This is a genomic window from Komagataeibacter medellinensis NBRC 3288 (genome assembly GCF_000182745.2).
Classification (GTDB): Bacteria; Pseudomonadota; Alphaproteobacteria; order Acetobacterales; family Acetobacteraceae; genus Komagataeibacter; species Komagataeibacter medellinensis.
On sequence record NC_016037.1, the window covers coordinates 157,806 to 175,693 of the forward strand.

Sequence of the window (17,888 nt, forward strand, 5' to 3'; positions counted from 1 at the left end):
ATGGCACTCGTATCTTCAGGGATCGTCCTCATCGGGATCGCGAGCCTGAAAAATAACCCGATGCTGCCCGTTGGGACGATTATGCCTGTAGAGCGTTCAATGGAAATTTCGTGCCTTAACCACGATATTTTCTCGCAAGCGACCCTGCTCAGGGTCGGAGAAATCGTGCAACGACCGATTTCCCACATCGGCCAGCAGGAAGGACAGATCCACAATCTCACGCGTCACGAGATGCACCACCTCCCCTTCCTTCTGCAACCGCCCCACAACCCCCAGCATCTGGCCTGAGAGGACCACACGACGAAAGCGCTCGAACATGTCGGGCCAGATAATCACGTTGATCGCCGCCGTTTCGTCCTCCAACGTCATGAACACCACGCCCTCGGCCGAACCGGGTCGCTGGCGGACCAGCACCAGTCCAGCCACCGACAGGCTGCTCCTGTCCCTTGCCTCGAAGGCCTGCCGGCACGTCACCATCCCGCGTTCGATGAGATCAGGGCGCAGGAACGCCACGGGATGATCCCGCAGGGTCAGGCCGGTACGGTTGTAATCGCGCGCGACCTCAGCCCCGTCCCGCATGGGCTGGAGCAGCACGTCGGGTTCTTCCGCTTCACGCACGACGGCGGCTGCGGCAAACAGCGGCAGGGGTTCGTCACGTAGTGCTTTGATCGCCCACAGCGCCTCGCGCCGGGCTAGGCCCAGTCCCGGCCGGAAGGCGTCCGCCTCGGCCAGATGGGTCAGGGCTGCCCCCTTCACCCCTGCCCTGCGCCACAAATCATCGACCGAGGCGAAGGGCCGGTCGCCCCGAGCGGCTACGATCCGGGCCGCATCCTCATTGGCCAGCCCTTTCACCAGGTTCATGCCCAGACGGACGGCAAACAGCCCGTCATCCCGCTCCGGGCCTTCAGGCGTGCTGTCCCAGCGCGAGGCGTTGATGCAGACCGGCCGGATCTCGACCCCGTGCTCGCGCGCATCGCGCACAAGCTGGGCCGGGGCGTAGAAGCCCATCGGCTGGCTGTTCAGGAGTGCTGCCAGAAACACATCCGGATGGGTGCATTTCATCCAGGATGATGAATAGGCGAGGATGGCGAAGCTGGCGGCATGGCTTTCGGGAAAGCCGTAACTGCCAAACCCCTCAAGCTGCTGGAAGATGCGTTTGGCAAAGGTCTCGGGATAGCCCCGCGCCGTCATGCCTTCGATCAGGCGCGTGCGGAAGCGCGAGACGGTGCCGGTATTCTTGAACGTCGCCATGGCGCGGCGCAGCTGGTCGGCCTCGGACGCCGAAAACCCGGCACAGACCATGGCCACCTGCATCACCTGTTCCTGGAACAGCGGAATGCCCAGCGTCTTCCTGAGCACCTTCTCGAGTTCCGGCGTCGGGTAGATTTCTTTCTCCTGCCCGGCCCGTCGGCGCAGGTAGGGATGCACCATGTCGCCCTTATGTGGACGGCCTTTACGATGCAAGAGGTCACATTGATTGCATTGTCGTATCTTTCTTCTGCGTATTTTCGCTCCAGCGAAATGCACTGATACTGTCATGATGTGGAGATCCGGTCAGATGCGCCCTTATGTCCGGCCTGTTTATGCGAAATCCTTCGCTGGCCATCATGGGTGTTCGCTTGCGTGTCAGGCACCAATCTGGATCTCGTGCTCAATGGCACATGGGGACATTCGGTATTGCCTGAACTGCTTCTGATTACAGTCTTTCCCATCACGCGGTCAGTGCATACTGCCGGATCTACCGGAGCTTATTCCGGTATCCATCATCCTGGTGGTACATGTCAGACTATAGCGACACTGCGACCGGCCGGACGATAGATCTCTTTGCGCGACAACAAAACCCAGATGATCCGGGCCAGCTTGTTGGCTAACGCCACGGTTGCCAGACGGCCCGGGCGACGTTCCAGAAGCTTGCAAAGCCATACTCCCGCAGCGCTATCCCATTTCTGTGCGCGGTAAAGCATGGATGTTGCGCCCAGAACGAGCATCTTTCTTATTTCCCGGTTGCCCGTTTTGGTAATTCTGCCCAATCGGGTTTTTCCGCCCGATGAATGCTGGCGCGGTACGAGACCAAGCCAGGCTGCGAAGTGCCGGGCCGTATCGAAGGCCCCAATATCGGTAACAGACGCGACAATCAGGGAGGCGGTTACCGGACCAATGCCCGGGATGGTCAAAAGACGGCGAGCATCTTCATCCTGTTTGGCATGTGTCCGGATACCTCCTTCCAGGTTTTCTATGCTTTCGTTCAGTCGACCATACTGTTCAAAGAGCAGCATGGTTGTCTGTTTCAGGGCATCAGGCAGATTGGATGAGGTTTCGATTTTCGCCAGAAGTTCGGGGAGACGGGCATTTCCAAGGGGAACAATCAAACCGAATTCCGCTGCAAGTGCACGCAACGCATTCACCAGCATCGTTTGCTGTTTGACCAGAAGGGTACGAGTTGAGTGCAGCGATAACAGGCTTTGCTGCTCCCGATTTTTAATCGGGACGAAGCGCGTGTCGGGATGGATCGCGGCAAGACAAATCGCGGCGGCATCAACAGCATCGTTTTTCTTGCCACGTTTGACAAATGGTTTGACCATTTCAGGGGGAATGAGTTTTACCTCATGACCGGTGTCACGGATGACACGAGCCCAGTGATGCGACGTGCTACAGGCTTCGAGTACGACCAGGCAGCGCTCCAGCTTTTCAAAGAATGAGATAACTTCACTCCGCCCGAGTTTCTTCTTGAGCAGACATTTTCCGCTTGCGTCCGTGCCATGCACTTGAAAAACAGACTTGGCGATATCCAGGCCGATTATGGTAACTTTCATCCGGGCGGTCTCCTCTGAATGGTCTTCCGACCTCATCATGGCACATTGATGTCGCATGGAGGCCGTCCACCCCATCTGGATGGGACCGGGCCGGACGATGGCCACCTCGATCACCAGATCATAGAACACCCGGGGCCTGAGACGCGGCAGCATGGACATCTGCGCCCTACTCTCGATCTGGAACACCCCGATCGTGTCGGCCTTCCGGATCATGGCGTAGGTGCGTGGGTCCTCGGCCGGGATGGTCTGCAGCGTGTAACGCTGCCCCTTGTGTTCGGCCAGAAGGTCCAGCCCTTTCTTCATGCAGGTCAGCATGCCAAGGGCCAGCACATCGACCTTCATGAATTTCAGGACATCGATATCGTCCTTGTCCCATTCGATGATCTGGCGAGCGTCCATGGCCGCCGGTTCGATCGGCACCAGCTCATCCAGCCGGTCATGGGTCAGGACAAACCCGCCGGGATGCTGCGACAGGTGGCGCGGCACGCCAATCAGGCAGCGCGCCAGATCCAGCGTCAGCCGGATGCGCCGGTCGGACATATCGATCCCTGTTTCATCCAGCGCGCCCTCATCCAGCTTGCGCCCCCAGCCCCAGATCTGGCCGGACAGGGTGCGGATCAGGTCTTCGGGCAGGCCCATGACCTTGCCGACATCACGCAACGCCCCTTTCGCACGATAACGCGTCACCACGGCGGTAAGGGCCGCATGGTTACGGCCATAATGACCATAAATCCACTGGATTATCTGCTCCCGGCGCGCGTGTTCGAAATCCACATCGATATCGGGCGGCTCGCGGCGCTCTTCGGAGACGAACCGCTCGAAGAGCAGCGACGTCCGTGCCGGATCGATGGCGGTAATCCCCAGCACGTAGCAGACAGCGGAATTGGCCGCCGATCCCCGCCCCTGGCACAGGATGTCCTGTGAGCGGGCGTAACGGACGATGCTGTGGACGGTGAGGAAATACGGTGCATAGTCCATGCGCCCGATCAGGGCGAGTTCATGGTCGAGGGTTTTCCTGACCTCGGGCGGAATGCCTTCGGGATAGGCCGCTGCCGCCCCTTTCCAGGTCAGGGCTTCGAGCGCCTGCTGCGGCGTCTGGCCGGGGACGGAGACCTCATCGGGATACTGGTAGGCCAGGTCATCAAGGCTGAAGCGGCAGCGCTCCACAATATCCATGGTCCGGGCTACCGCTTCGGGATAGCGGCTGAACAGCCGCGCCATTTCCGCGGGCGGCTTGAGGTAGCGGTCCGCATGGCGTTCACGGGCAAACCCGGCCTCGTCGATGGTGGTGTGGTTGCGGATGCAGGTCACCACATCCTGCAGGATGCGCCGGTCATGGGTGTGGAACAGCACGTCATTGGTCGCGACCGCTGGCACCCGCGCCTGATGGGCCAGGTTCGCCAGTTCATACAGCCGCATCTGGTCATTGGGCCGGCGCCGCAGGGTCAGTGCCATATAGGCCCGGTCGGCAAAGGCGTCCTTCAGCTTGCGAAGCTGCAGGGCACAGGCATCATTCGCCGTATCCGGAAGCAGGATCACAAGGAGCCCGTCGCCCCATGCTACCAGATCTTCCCAGAGCAGATGGCATTGCCCCTTCCCGGCCCGGGCCTTGCCAAGGGTGAGCAGCCGGCACAGGCGACCATAGGCGGCCCGATCCGTCGGGTAGACCAGCACGGGCGCAAAATCGGCGAGGTCGAGACGGCAGCCCACGACCAGGCGGATGCCGGTCTCTTTGGCCGCGACATGGGCCTGCACCATGCCCGCCAGGGAATTGCGGTCGCAGATGCCCAGCGCTTCAATGCCAAGGGCCTTCGCCTGCTCGAACAGTTCAATCGGTGAGGATGCGCCGCGCAGGAACGAGAAATACGTCGTCACCTGCAGTTCGGCGTATGGCATGCTCATTCAAAGAAACCGTGCAGGAACCAGCCCTGCGAACCCGTTTCACCATGTTCGCCATCCCCGGTCCGGTAAACCCAGAATGTTTCCCCGCTGGTGTCTTCCACCCGGAAATAGTCCCGCACGGTGGTCAGTTCGGTATCCCCTTTCCACCATTCGCCAAAGACCCGCTCGGGGCCATCGGCGCACCTGATCCGGCGGCGGATGCCGCGCCAGATGAAGAAGACCGGTGGATGGTCGGGCAGCACCGCCATGGTCTGGATCGGCTCGGGACGGGGCAGCAGGCGGGTGGGGCGTGGCCAGTGATCCGGCCACTCCTTTCCATCCTCGGCTGCAAGGGCGGGCACGCGGCAGACGGCTCGCTCTGGCACGTCGCTTTCCACCGGGGCGAAGCGATACAGGGCCTGTGTGCCGACGCGGTTGGCCAGGGTATCGATCAGGTCGGAGACGTCTGCTTCTTCCTCCTCGATCAGGGTGGAGACACCCTGGCGGTGGAGGATCGGCTCGGCCAGCGACGCGGTCAGCACCATGCGCTCGATTCCGAAGCCCGGATCGATGGTCTCGATCCTGTCACAGAGCAGACGGGTCAGGCGTCTGACATCCCGCACCGGCATGGCCGTGGACACACGGACGGCCTCGGTGCGGCTGTCCACACGGTGCAGCAGCAGGTCGAGGCGGCGCACACCCTGCTCGCGTTCCTCCAGCCCGGCGCACAGGGGCGGTACGAGTTTGGTGATGTAGCGGGCTATGGTCTCGGCGGCGCTGATCGGTTCGGCAAAGCTCCGGCTGACCTGCACCGGTGCCTGCAGCCGGACCGGGACAATGGCTTCCGCCTGCCGTCCGAAAGCCTGGTCCAGCCTGCGGGCGACATCCGGACCGAAGCGCAGGGCCAGCGGCGCGCGTGGCATGCCGGCCAGCGGGCCGATGCGTGACACGCCCAGCCCATGGAGGCCATCGATGATGTCCGCTGGCAGGCGCAGGGCTTCGATGGGCAGATCAGTGATCGCTGCCGCCGTCTCACCGGGCGGCACGAGGGTAATGCGTCCCCGGCCATAGCGCGCCAGCGCATGGGCCGCACCCCATGTATCGGCAATGGCTGCCCGGGTCGTGATCCCGGACTCCTTCAGGCGGGTGACCATGTTCTCCAGCATGACGGCCTCGCCCCCATGCAGGTGATCGGCACCGGTCGTATCCAGCACGATGCCGTCTGGCGGATCGGGGGCCACGATGGGAGCGATGCGGTGCTGGAACCACAGCGCCAGCCGCTCCAGTCCAGCCCGGTCACCGTCCGGGTCGGCGTCCATGATGAGCAGATCGGGATGAAGCGCCTGCGCTTTCGCGACAGGCGTGCCGGGGCGAAGACCCAGCCTACGGGCGGCGAGATCGACCGACAGCACGACCCGTCGCCGCCCTTCCCGTCCGGCCAGCACCAATGGGCAGTCAGGCGCGGGCGCGTCGCCGCCCAGCCGCTTCCTGAGCCGGTCTGTCGGCCAGAGCGGCAGGTAGAGCGAGACGACACGGTGCCAGTCTCCCTTTGGCATCACAGGCCTCCACTTCGAAATCGGCGCATTCGCCCGCGCGGGCACGGATCAGTTCGAGCAGCCAGCGGGACCGGCCGACGCCGGGCACTGGCAGCGGCACGGATGGGAGGACCGAGACGCGCCACCGCGTAACCGAAGCCGTGGGCTGGCCAAAATCGGCCGCATCCGTCTGTCGCCGTCAGCGCCGTATGGCGATGCCCAGCGCACCGGATGTCTCGGCCGCCAGCTGCAGGCGGCGTGACGCTGTCATGGACAGGCGGGCGACCTCGGCGACAACCGCGCCCAGCCCCTGATGGCGCAATGCTTCCTCGAAACAGGCCAGGACATCGACGTCCGAACTGGCCGCGACATAGATGGTCCGTCGCGCCGACAGGCCGACCTGCTGCAGTGCCGGGGCATACAGGTCCTGACGGGTGGCGATCCACAGCACCTTTCCGCGTGTCCGGGCTGCGATCCCGGCAGAAAACAGCCCGGATGCCGCTGCATTCAGGGCGTCATGGCCGCCGCCTGCCACCTCATGCAGCGCGCCCAGCGCCAGGCCACCATCCGGCAGGCGACCGTCAATCTCGGGCACACCGAAGGGTAGCACGCCCCGTCTGCGCCGGCCCTGGCCTTCGAGGCGACTGACCTGTGCTCTTAGCGCCTCCAGCGCGGGACGGGGTTCGGGTGCGGGCATAGGGGTGGACAGTCCATTCGGGTGTTTCTGACACGGAATCAGCGATTGTGTTCGTTATTTGTTCTGGTACAGTGACGAATGTCAACCCATTCTGGAAAAGCGGCCGTGATCCGGACGCGGGCACAGGCCTGTCACACGGTCCAGGCTCGATGAAAACTGTCTGGATTGGAGGGGTTTATCAGGAACAGTCCGGCCATCCCCTTCCTGCAGGGTGGATACTGCCCGGCAGGACACCCATATCCGGACTCGCGAAAGGACGGCGTGATGTGCAACCTCTATGCGATGACCGGCAGCCAGCAGGCGATCCGGGAGGCGGCCCGGGTCATGACCGACCGCACCGGCAATCTCCGGCCCCTGCCCGAGATCTGGCCCAACACCATGGCGCCCATCGTGCGGAACGCGCCGGATGGGCGGGAACTGGTCATGGCACGCTGGGGCATGCCGACCCCGCCGGGCTACCTGAAAGGCCACAGGGTCGATCGGGGTGTGACCAATATCCGCAATCCCACCTCGACCTGGTGGAAGCGCTGGGAAGGTGTGGCGCATCGCTGCCTGGTGCCGCTCACGTCTTTTTCTGAACCGGAGCGCCTGCCGGATGGGACTAGTAGGCCCGTCTGGTTTGCCCGCAGCGATGGGGAGCCTCTGGCTTTTTTTGCAGGGATCTGGTGCCAATGGACGTCAGTGCGGAAACTGGCCGATGGCGAGACGACGGATGACCTGTTCGGCTTCCTAACCACTGTTGCCAATCGGGAGGTGGGCGCCATTCATCCATAGATTTCTGCAAAGACCAGCGTTGAATCATGTCCACGTCAGTCTGGAAAAACCTCTCGTCAATAGGCCCTATTCCCCATCCCTGTGGCAAAGGTTAATCTGGCCAGACGTGATTTTCAGACCGTCCAAAGGCTTGCCCGATTATGTCCGCGCTTTCCCAACTGCTTGATACCTATAGAAATCTATCCGTCACAGAGCGCGAGAAAGGGACCTACTTCGAGGAACTGATTGTCTGCTATCTGCGGACAGAGCCGAGCTACGCGGACCTGTATGACCAGGTATGGACATACAAGGACTGGGCAACCGAAGAAGGCTATGTCGCGAAAGACACGGGTATCGATCTGGTCGCCAGAACGCGGGGAACCGGCGAATACCATGCTATCCAATGTAAATTTTATGCCTCGTCCCATCGTATTAGCAAACAGGATATCGACAGCTTTTTCACCGCCTCGGGAAAAAAGCATTTTGCCCGACGTATCATTGTCGCCACGACCAACCACTGGACCGACAATGCCGAGGCATCGCTTGCGGACCAGCATCCGCCCGTCAGCAAGATTGATCTGTATGACCTGGAAACCAGCCTGATTGACTGGTCGCAATATCAGCCCAAGATTGCGCCTATCCTGCGGGCGCAGAAGAAAGCCCGCGAGCATCAGGAAACCGCTATCCGCCGGGTTCTGGCAGGCTTCAAGTGCCATGACCGTGGCCGTCTGATCATGGCCTGCGGGACGGGCAAGACTTTCACCAGCCTGAAAATCGCGGAACAGCAGGTCGGTGCCGGTGGTCGTGTCCTGTTTCTCGTCCCCAGCCTCTCCCTGCTGTCCCAGACCCTGACCGAATGGACCCAGGAAAGCCAGGTTCCGCTCCACAGCTTCGCGGTCTGTTCCGACAGTGACGTGGGGAAAAAGAAGGCGAAGAACGACGACGAGATTAAGGTCAACATCCACGAAATCCGCTACCCGGCAACCACCAGTCCCGGCCGTCTGGCGACCGAACATGCCAAACGGCATGACGACGCGCATATGACGGTCGTGTTCGCGACCTATCATTCCATCGATGTCATCAGCCGTGCCCAGAAGGAGCATGACCTCCCCGAGTTCGATCTGATCGTCTGCGATGAAGCGCACAGGACAACAGGGGTCACTTTCGGGGGGGAGGAAAATGATAGCGCCTTCGTCCGCGTCCATAACCAGGATTATCTGGCTGGCAGTCACCGCCTCTACATGACTGCCACCCCGCGTATTTACGGCGATGTGGCGCAGGAAAAGGCCGAAAAGGAAGGAGCCACTGTCTATGGCATGAACAATGTGGCCATCTACGGGCCTGAGTTCCATGTCATCACCTTCTCCGAGGCCGTTCGGCGCAAACTGCTGGTGGACTACAAGGTCATCGTGCTGGCCGTTGACGAAGGAACCGTCAGCCGTAGCGTCCAGAAGCTCTTGGATGATCCCGATAACGGGCTGACCGTCTCCGATGCCTCCAAAATTGTCGGATGCTGGAAGGCGCTGGCGACGGGCGGATTGCCTCGTGAAGGGACAACTGTCCCCGAACCGATGAAGCGGGCCGTCGCCTTCTGCCAGGTCATTTCTCCTGACTACAAGGGCAGAACACCCAAGGTCAGTTCCATCCAGATTGCCGATATGTTCCAGCAGGTCGTGGAGGAATATCAGGAACAGGAAGGCATTGAACCTGAAGCCCGTCTGATCTGCGAAGCCGAACACGTCGATGGCGGGATGAACGCCAGCGAAAAGGAAGGCAAACTCGCCTGGCTGAAGGACGAGACCCCGGAAGGCATATGTCGGGTTCTGTCCAATGTCCGTTGCTTGTCGGAAGGGGTGGACGTGCCGGCGCTGGATGCAGTCCTGTTCCTGACCCCCAGGAATTCACAGGTGGATGTGGTCCAGTCCGTAGGCCGTGTGATGCGGGTCGCACCTGGTAAGAAGCGCGGCTATGTCGTACTGCCCGTAGTTATCCCGGCTGGGGTTGAGCCAGACCAGGCTCTGGATAACAACAAGACCTATCAGGTGGTCTGGCAGGTGCTTCAGGCCCTGCGTTCTCACGATGACCGTTTTGATCACATGGTCAACAAGATGGATCTTCAGGCCAGACCTGACACATCCCGCATGGAAGTCATCGCAGTCACGAAGAAGATCACGGCCAAGACAAAGGCCCTGACAACAGGCACAGCCCAGAAAGCCCATTCGTCCTACAAAATTGGAAAGAAGGCTTCATTCCCTGACGACGACAGGCAGGAAACCCTGCAATTTGAAGTCGGGGAAATCGAACGGGCTATCTATGCCAAAATCGTCAAGAAGGTCGGCAACCGCCATCACTGGGAAGACTGGGCCGACGATATTGCCCAAATTGCTCAGACCCACATCACCCGCATCAAAACCATTCTGGAGAATCCCAACAACGTGGAAGCCCGGACCTCGTTCAAGGAATTCACGTCAGACCTGCGGACGGAACTGAACGACAGCATCAGCGAGGACGAAGTCATCGAGATGCTGGCGCAACATCTCATCACCCGCCCCGTGTTCGAAGCCCTGTTCTCCGGCCATAGCTTCATTGGCGACAACCCTATGTCCAGAGCCATGCAGACAGTTCTGGATGCGCTGGACAGGCATAGCCTGCACAAAGAAACCGACAGGCTGGAGGCATTCTATACCAGCGTCCGTGAACGGGCTTCGGGGATTGATACCTCCTACGGCCGCCAGAAGGTCATTAAGGAACTGTATGACGGTTTTTTTCAGAAAGCCTTCCCACGCCTGAAGGACCGCCTGGGTATTGTCTACACGCCTATTGAGGTGGTGGATTTCATCATCCGTTCCATCAATGACGTGCTGGAAAACGAGTTCGGTCAGACCCTCGGGAGCAAGGGTGTCCATATCATGGACCCCTTTACGGGCACGGGCACATTCATCACTCGGTTATTGCAGAGCGGGCTGATTACGAAGGAGCAGATGCTCCATAAATACCGACAGGAACTGCACGCTAACGAAATCGTCCTGCTGGCTTATTATATCGCTTCCATCAATATCGAGGCCTCGTTCTCCGATCTGATGGACGGGACATATGAACCCTTCGAGGGTATCTGCCTGACGGACACCTTCAGGCTGAACGAACCGCATGATCTGGTGAGTTCAACCCTGGAAGATAACAATCGGCGCATCCGCAAACAGAAAAAGCTGGATATCCGTGTCATCATGGGGAACCCGCCTTACTCGGTCGGGCAGGAAAGCGGAAACGACAACAACCAGAATGTGACCTATCCCACCCTGGATACACGGATTGCGAAGACCTATGCGGAACGGTCCAGCGCCACGAACAAGCGCGCCCTGTATGACAGCTATATCCGCGCCATCCGCTGGTCATCTGACCGCATTGGGGATTGTGGCGTCATCGGTTTCGTGACCAACGCAGGCTTTCTGGATGCCAATACGGCAAATGGTTTGCGTCAGTGTCTGGCCGAAGAATTTTCCTCCATCCATGTGTTTCATCTGCGGGGGAACCAGCGTACATCAGGGGAAACATCTCGCAAAGAAGGTGGAAAGATATTCGATGCTGGAAGCCGGGCGCCGATTGCCATTTCCCTCATGGTCAAGAATCCAAATGCAAAGGAACAGGGTCGTATTCTGTTCCACGATATTGGGGATTATCTGACCCGTGAGCAGAAGCTGAAACGTATTCAGGAACTGGCCAGCATCAATGGCCTGACTGGCGAAGACCTGTGGCAGACAATCACGCCGGATGAACATGGCGACTGGCTACGGCAACGGGATGACAGCTTTGGAAAATTTATTGCCATTGGGAGCAAGGATAAGGATGCGGGACCTGTGCTGTTCAGTCTGTTTTCCCGTGGCGTTGCAACAGCCCGTGACGCATGGTGCTACAATTCATCCCATCAAGTATTAACCGAAGATATGCGGTCCATGATTGATGTGTATAATTCGGAACGAGAACGATTTCAGAATGAATACCCTGATGCATCTTCAAAAGAACGATTAGAAAAGGCCAAAAATTTTGTCGATAGTGATCCACGAAAGATAAGCTGGAATCGTTCACTGCTTCAGGATTTTACCCGAGATAAGCCAGCATTATTTAACCCTGAGCATGTCGTAAAATCGGTTTACCGGCCATTTTTCTGTCAGTGGATGTACTTTGACCGGCAGATTAACGACATGATTTACCAGATGCCTCGACTGTTTCCTAGCGCTAAGGCGGATAATAGAGTGATTATGATTAAGCAACGCCAGAATGATGACAGTCAGTTTGCACTCATGAGCAAGTCTGTCCCAGATTTGCAAAGTGATGGTGGAACACAATGCTTTTCTGAATATTTATATGAAGAAGTAGGACAGGACAGGACAGGACAGGACAGGACAGGACAGGACAGGACAGGACAGGACAGGACAGGACAGGACAGGACAGGACAGGACAGGACAGGACAGGACAGGACAGGACAGGACAGGACAGGACAGGACAGGACAGGACAATTATACTCGGTCAACAGCAGAAGTACAAGAGAAGAATCTTGTTATTTGCATAGCCAGTCCGGGAGAAGACCGGCCTTTCTCAACAATGATGATATCCTGCACTCCGGACCTGCACCTTCTACACGGAGGCCAATGCTTTCCGATGTTTCTTTACGAAACGGAGGACAGCCAATGAACACTTCCCAAGGCAGTCTATTTGAACAGACACCTTCTCAACCACGTCTTGTACGACGCGAAGCCATCACAGATGAGGGATTGAAGCACTTTCAGGATGCCTATCCGGGCAAGGAAATCAGCAAGGCAGACTTGTTCTATTATGTCTATGGCCTTCTGCATTCGCCCGAATATCGGGAACGCTACGCGGATACCTTGCGAAAGGAACTGCCCCGCATTCCCCGCATGAAGACATATGAAGCCTTCAAAGCCTTCTCGGATGCTGGTCGCAGGTTGGGCGAAATGCACGTAAATTTTGATAGCCAACACATCTATGAAGGCGTGGAGATTGACTACGGTAAAGGATCACTGTCACCCGACAACTATCGGGTGACACAGATGAAATATGGCAAGGGCAAGAACAAAACCATCCTGCATTACAATGACCGCATCACTATCACAGGTATCCCTCTGGAAGCCTACGACTACGTGGTGAACGGCAAGCCTGCCCTCGACTGGGTCGTGGAACGTCAATGCGTGAAGACCGACAAGGCCAGCGGTATCGTCAATGATGCCAATAACTGGGCCATCGAAACCATGAACGACCCCCGCTATCCGCTGGACCTGTTCCTGCGTGTCATCACGATCAGCCTGGAAACCATGAAGATTGTGAAGAATCTTCCAGCCCTGGAAATTCTGGACAACTGACAGGCTGCTAACAGGTCATGAAAGCATGACATTAAATGCCATACCTTTACGAACTTATCGGACTTGACAGATTTATCGAAAATGAGGAGTATACGGCAGGAGATACGCCATACCCCGAGCAACTGCATCCTCTTTCACCACAAAATCGCGCCGTCTTGCGGCGAAAACGCGTAGCGGCGCTGTGGTTCTCAGCGCACGCGGCGTGCAACCCGTTTCTATTCCTGTCGGACGCACTGCGCTGACATCTGTCGCCAGACAGGTGGGAACAGCACGCTCTGTGATCGAAAATCTCGGCCACGCGCTGGCGGAGACCCGGAAAACAGGACGTGGCGTCCGCTTTTCAGTCGAAGTCACGCCCGAAGGTACAGTTCGGATTGTGCATCCTCCAGAGAATCAGGACATTGCAGGCACGCAAGCGGCGGAGCGCACGTCCGGTAGCGGTCTGGCGCGCGCGAAGGCGCGTGGCAAGGCGCTGGCCGCCAGCATTCTTGCCCGTGAGGATATGGTGACGGCGGAAGAACTGGCGCGGCGCATGGGAACAACCCGTGTCACGGTGAATGCCCGTCGGCACGCTCGCCAGTTGATCGGCCTCGAAGGCCCGACGCGCGGTTATCGTTACCCGACCTGGCAACTCGATCGCGACGGTCGTCCGTTCACTATCATCCCGAACCTGTTTACCGCGCTTGGCGACAGTCCGTGGACCATTTACCGGTTCCTTACCCAGAAGCACCCTGAACTCGAAGGACGGACTGCAATCGCGGCCTTGGAGAAAGGAGAAGATAAACGCGTCCTCTCGGTCGCGGCCAGTATCGCCGAGGGCACCTTCGCGTAAATGTCGTCCGCAAGCCTACCCCCCAGCAACTTCGACCAAGCTGACCTCGCTATGACAACAGTACCAGCCGGTACCCGTTATGGGCGCATTCTGTTGCGGCGGTTTTCGGACACTCTGGGTTTCGGCAAGAACGAGAGCCGGTTCAGCGATCCTAGAGGGTGTTATGTACTTTCGTTCCTGATTGGTGCAGTAATGAGGGATGGCACCCGCACGCAAACCGTATCCCTCTGATGTATCAGACGAAGAATGGTCTCTGGTCGTTCCGTATCTGGTCCTGATGCGAGAGGACGCGGAACAGCGGCGGCATGATCTGCGCGAACTGTTCAACGGGTTGCGCTACGTGATCCGCTACGGGATTGCCTGGCGCGCGATGCCAAACGATCTGCCGCCGTGGTCGGCGGTTTATCAGCAGTCTCGTCGTTGGATGGATGCCGGCTGCTTCGAGACGCTGGCCTGCGATCTACGTGCCGTCTTGCGCATGGCTTCTGGTCGCCTGCCGGAACCCACTGCAGCCATCCTCGACAGCCGGACATTACGTTCGACACCCGAGAGCGGGCCTCGCGCCGGTTACGACGGGGCCAAACGCAAACGGGGCTCGAAGCTGCATATGGCTGTGGATACGCTGGGCCACCTGCTGGCCCTGCATGTCACGCCAGCCAATCGGGATGATCGCGCCGAGGTCGGACGCCTCGCCGCTGCCATTCAGGAGGCCACTGACGAAAGCGTCGAACTGGCCTATGTCGATCAGGGATATACGGGCTCAAAACCAGACGAGGCGGCTCGCACGCACGGTATCGCACTCGAAGTCGTCAAGTTGCCCGAAGCCAAGCGCGGCTTTGTCCTGCTGCCGCGCCGGTGGGTCGTCGAGCGGTCTTTCGCATGGGCCACACGATGCCGCAGGCTCGTCAAGGACTACGAGCGTTACGCTTCAACCCTCGCAAGTCTCCATGTCGTCGCTTTCGCATGTTTCATGCTCAGAAACGCCGCTATACTCGCTCAAGGTGCATAACACCCTCTAGGGATCTGCCGCCACCTGAGCGGTTTGGGGTTCTTTATGTCGGCAGCACCCTGAAGGTTTGTTTCGTGGAAGCCATCCTGCGCGACAGTCGTGATGGCGTAATCGGAGAGCTTCTGCTCGCCGAGCAGGAAATCACCGACCGTGATTATGCAGAGATCGTGGTGGTCACTGATTTGCGGGTTGTCGATCTGCGGAGCGACAATCCCTTAAGGATGGGCATTCCCAGCGATGTAGTCGGCGGGTCGGACCAGCGTCCCGCGCGCCAATGGTCACTCGCACTCCATAACCATCCTGCCAAACCTGACGGTATTCTCTATCCCTCCCGATTGAATGAGGAAATCAATCTGGCAATCTTCGAACGTGCCATTCCAAAACTATCGGAAGCTGCTAGGATGAATCTTCATGGAATCTTCGCACTCGAAGATATTCTCGATCTCTTTCAGGTGGCCATCAGAGAGTGAGTAGTCGGAAGCAACGGTCATTGAAGAACTGCCACGACACGCGCAGCTTGAGGCGGCGGTACAGTTCGGACAGCAACATATTGTCAATGCGGCACTATTGCCCCAGATGCCGACCTCTTTGAGGTCATAGGATACAACGAAAGCCAAGAAATTCTCTAGAACAGGGAAAAGGCTGCCGCTACGTTGCAGAGCGGCATATCGCTGCGCTTGTGCTGCCTTCGGCTGCCGTGCACACCATTCCATCGTGGCGTTGTCCCGCTCATTCCAAAGAGTCTGCAATCGCTAACATCATGCCATGGGAAACACGACCATATCGATCGACGCGTCTCCCTGGCGCACCAATTCCAGCCCGGCCACAAATGTCGCAGCCACAGCCGTTCGACAACCAATGGTTCCCTCAGGTTTGGTAGACGCCATCGCAGGAACACAGTCCCATATGCTTCGAAAGGTTCCATTCTTTATTTTCTCACGCATAAGGACCAATGCATCGCTCACACGCCAGTAGGAGGGCATATCGATCCGATAAATCGGGACGGATGTCTCGACCCGTGCCAATTCCCGTTCCAGCGCACCAAGGCAGGCTTCCATCAGACTGAAATACGTCCCCTTCCGTACAGAAACACTACGATCCACGTCTGTTCCGCCCCGCGTAAAAACCGACACGCCAAGCTGCGGTCGCGCCTCCAGCCAGTCCGCTGCCGCGCGCATCTGCAACAACCCCTCGATCTGGTCCGCCGTCCGGCGTGCCTCGCTCTCGGCAACCTGCTTTTCCGCCTGCGTGGCAAACAGCAGCCGCGAGCGCAGGAATACCAGCCGGGCGATCCAGATCACCCAGTCCGCGCGCTGCATGAGTGGCGTGGTCTGGGCCAGCCGCTCCGCCTCATCCACAAACTGGGCCGCTAGGTCCGCAATGGACAAGATGCCCAGATCCAGGCGCTGCCGTTCCGCCAGATCCAGCAGCAGGTCCAGCGGCCCGTCAAACCCCTCGACATGGAATTCCGGCACCGCTGGACGCGGCAACCGACGCGGCGGATCACCCCAGTCTTCGTCCTCGTCAGGCGGCATTGGTGGCCTTCCCGGCATCAGTGCGCGCGTACTGCGGCTGGATGTCGAAAACCAGCTCTGGCCAGTCCGTCCGCACCCGGTCCAGCGCCTGCCACGGTGTCCATTCCGCCGACCAGAAGCGGTAGACCAGCCGGGCACTGCGGCGCGCGCGCTGGTCGCACATCGCTTCAACCTCCACCCGGCGCAACGGTAGCAGCGTGCCCCACTGTGCCTGCAGCCAGGCTGCCGCCACGCGGGAGTCCGCTCCTGCTTCCAGAATGGCCCCTGGAACCGGTACCAGCCGGTGCAGGTCAAACGCGCATGACGGCGTGCCTGCCGCCTGGTGCTGCAGGGCGATCCGATGCAGGCGTTCGGATGCCTGGCGCAGCAGCCGGGCCAGCGTCACTGCCTGCGCGCCCTGCCCCGCCATCGGCGCCAGCAGGCGTGCCTGTTCGTAGTCGAAATCCACCTGCCAGGGAATGATCCCCGGACCCTGGGCCGCCAGCCGGAACCGGGCCACTTCGTCTACCGGACCGCTCACCGTCAGCATTGTCCGGATCCAGTCTGGGGTCGGTCTCAGCATGCGTTGACGCGCTGCCGTCCGGACTGAGGACTCTGGCGGGGATCCCGATTTTGTCCGGCGCGCCCGTGGGGACGGCCGATCCGGGCACCCCAGCGCCCGGTCCAGCACGAACCGGATCCCTGGCACCGACAATGGATCCCCGACCGTGCCGTGCGCATCGATCCCCCGGAACGCTGCCCCCCAGCGCAGTTGCGCCGCATCGCGCCAGGCCGCCCAGGACCGCACCGGACAGACGGCCGGATCCCGACGCCGCCGCAGGCGACGCAACTGATGACGCCCGGACCGGGGCCGCAGCAGGGCGACGGTCATGCCGTCTGTCGTGTCGCTGATGTCTTCCACCGTCAGCCGGGCCAGCGCTTCAGCGCCGATGTCCAGCGTGGCCGCCAGCAACAGCAAAGCCCGGTCGCGTAGGCCGGGCAAATCGGGGCCGCAACGTCGCGCGGCGGCCAGCAGGGAAGCCGCATCGACCCCGGCCCCGGTCCGGCGCACCCGCGTAGCGGGCAGGGCGACATCGAGCCCCTCGCCATTGGCGGCACACCACGCCGTCAGCGCCGCGCGATCCACCACCAGGCTCTGCCGCGGCCGTCCGGCCTTGGCCCGGGCCTCCAGCCACGCTGCCACCGCCACAGGGCCGACCGGAAAGCCGCTATCGGCGGGCAGGGTGCCGACAAAGGCGCGCCACGACGCTGCGTAAGCCCGCGCCGTGGCCGGCGATAGCCCGGTCGGCGGCCGCGCCGCCTGCAGCGGTCGGCCGGTCTCAGCCATTCTGATCGGATCCCCGGTTTTCGGCCCCGAACGCCCTGCGGGCCAGCAGCGGACAGGCGCCCGAAGCGGGCAGCCTGTCCACCCTCAGCGGGAAAACACGCCTCCTGACACAGACCATATTAAGGCGTTTG

The 17,888-nt window shown here is 59.9% G+C and carries 7 protein-coding genes and 4 pseudogenes; 5 read left to right on the top strand and 6 right to left on the bottom strand.

What is annotated here, in order from left to right:
- Positions 1-96: 96 nt before the first annotated feature.
- The 4 genes and pseudogenes from GLX_RS15305 to GLX_RS15320 form a co-directional block, all read right to left on the bottom strand.
- A pseudogene (locus tag GLX_RS15305) lies at positions 97-1,446 on the bottom strand (helix-hairpin-helix domain-containing protein); the annotation flags it as partial.
- 386 nt (positions 1,447-1,832) lie between these two features.
- Positions 1,833-4,715: pseudogene (locus GLX_RS18750) on the bottom strand (IS110 family RNA-guided transposase); the annotation flags it as partial.
- Positions 4,712-6,250 carry a Y-family DNA polymerase gene (locus GLX_RS15315; RefSeq protein ID WP_014106898.1) on the bottom strand — a complete coding sequence of 513 codons (1,539 nt, stop codon included), beginning with the start codon at positions 6,248-6,250 and terminating at the stop codon, positions 4,712-4,714. The pseudogene GLX_RS18750 and the gene GLX_RS15315, both read right to left, overlap by 4 nt.
- Positions 6,150-6,926: pseudogene (locus GLX_RS15320) on the bottom strand (ImuA family protein). The gene GLX_RS15315 and the pseudogene GLX_RS15320 overlap by 101 nt, the downstream one beginning before the upstream one ends.
- A gap of 264 nt (positions 6,927-7,190) precedes the next feature.
- On the opposite strand from GLX_RS15320, the pseudogene GLX_RS15325 reads away from it, so the two are divergent.
- The 5 genes and pseudogenes from GLX_RS15325 to GLX_RS15345 form a co-directional block, all read left to right on the top strand.
- Positions 7,191-7,697, top strand: a pseudogene (locus GLX_RS15325) (SOS response-associated peptidase); the annotation flags it as partial.
- 143 nt (positions 7,698-7,840) lie between these two features.
- Positions 7,841-13,054, top strand: a complete 5,214-nt coding sequence (locus GLX_RS15330; protein WP_014106901.1) for a DEAD/DEAH box helicase — start codon at positions 7,841-7,843, stop codon at positions 13,052-13,054.
- 277 nt (positions 13,055-13,331) lie between these two features.
- Positions 13,332-13,886, top strand: coding sequence for a hypothetical protein (locus GLX_RS15335; RefSeq protein ID WP_041247921.1), 555 nt, complete (start codon positions 13,332-13,334; stop codon positions 13,884-13,886).
- Between the two features lie 199 nt (positions 13,887-14,085).
- The gene (locus GLX_RS15340; protein WP_014106903.1) at positions 14,086-14,895 is read left to right on the top strand and encodes an IS5 family transposase; all 810 of its coding nucleotides are present in this window, start codon (positions 14,086-14,088) and stop codon (positions 14,893-14,895) included.
- Positions 14,850-15,365, top strand: coding sequence for an RES family NAD+ phosphorylase (locus tag GLX_RS15345; protein WP_050856178.1), 516 nt, complete (start codon positions 14,850-14,852; stop codon positions 15,363-15,365). Before GLX_RS15340 ends, GLX_RS15345 begins: the two co-directional genes overlap by 46 nt.
- Before the next feature lie 288 nt (positions 15,366-15,653).
- Here GLX_RS15345 and GLX_RS15350 read toward each other — a convergent pair whose 3' ends face one another.
- Together GLX_RS15350 and GLX_RS19285 are read right to left on the bottom strand one after the other, a co-directional pair.
- The gene (locus GLX_RS15350) at positions 15,654-16,430 is read right to left on the bottom strand and encodes a segregation and condensation protein A (protein ID WP_014106905.1); all 777 of its coding nucleotides are present in this window, start codon (positions 16,428-16,430) and stop codon (positions 15,654-15,656) included.
- Positions 16,420-17,757, bottom strand: coding sequence for a site-specific integrase (locus GLX_RS19285; RefSeq protein WP_014106906.1), 1,338 nt, complete (start codon positions 17,755-17,757; stop codon positions 16,420-16,422). The genes GLX_RS15350 and GLX_RS19285 overlap by 11 nt, the downstream gene beginning before the upstream one ends.
- Between the last annotated feature and the right edge of the window lie 131 nt (positions 17,758-17,888).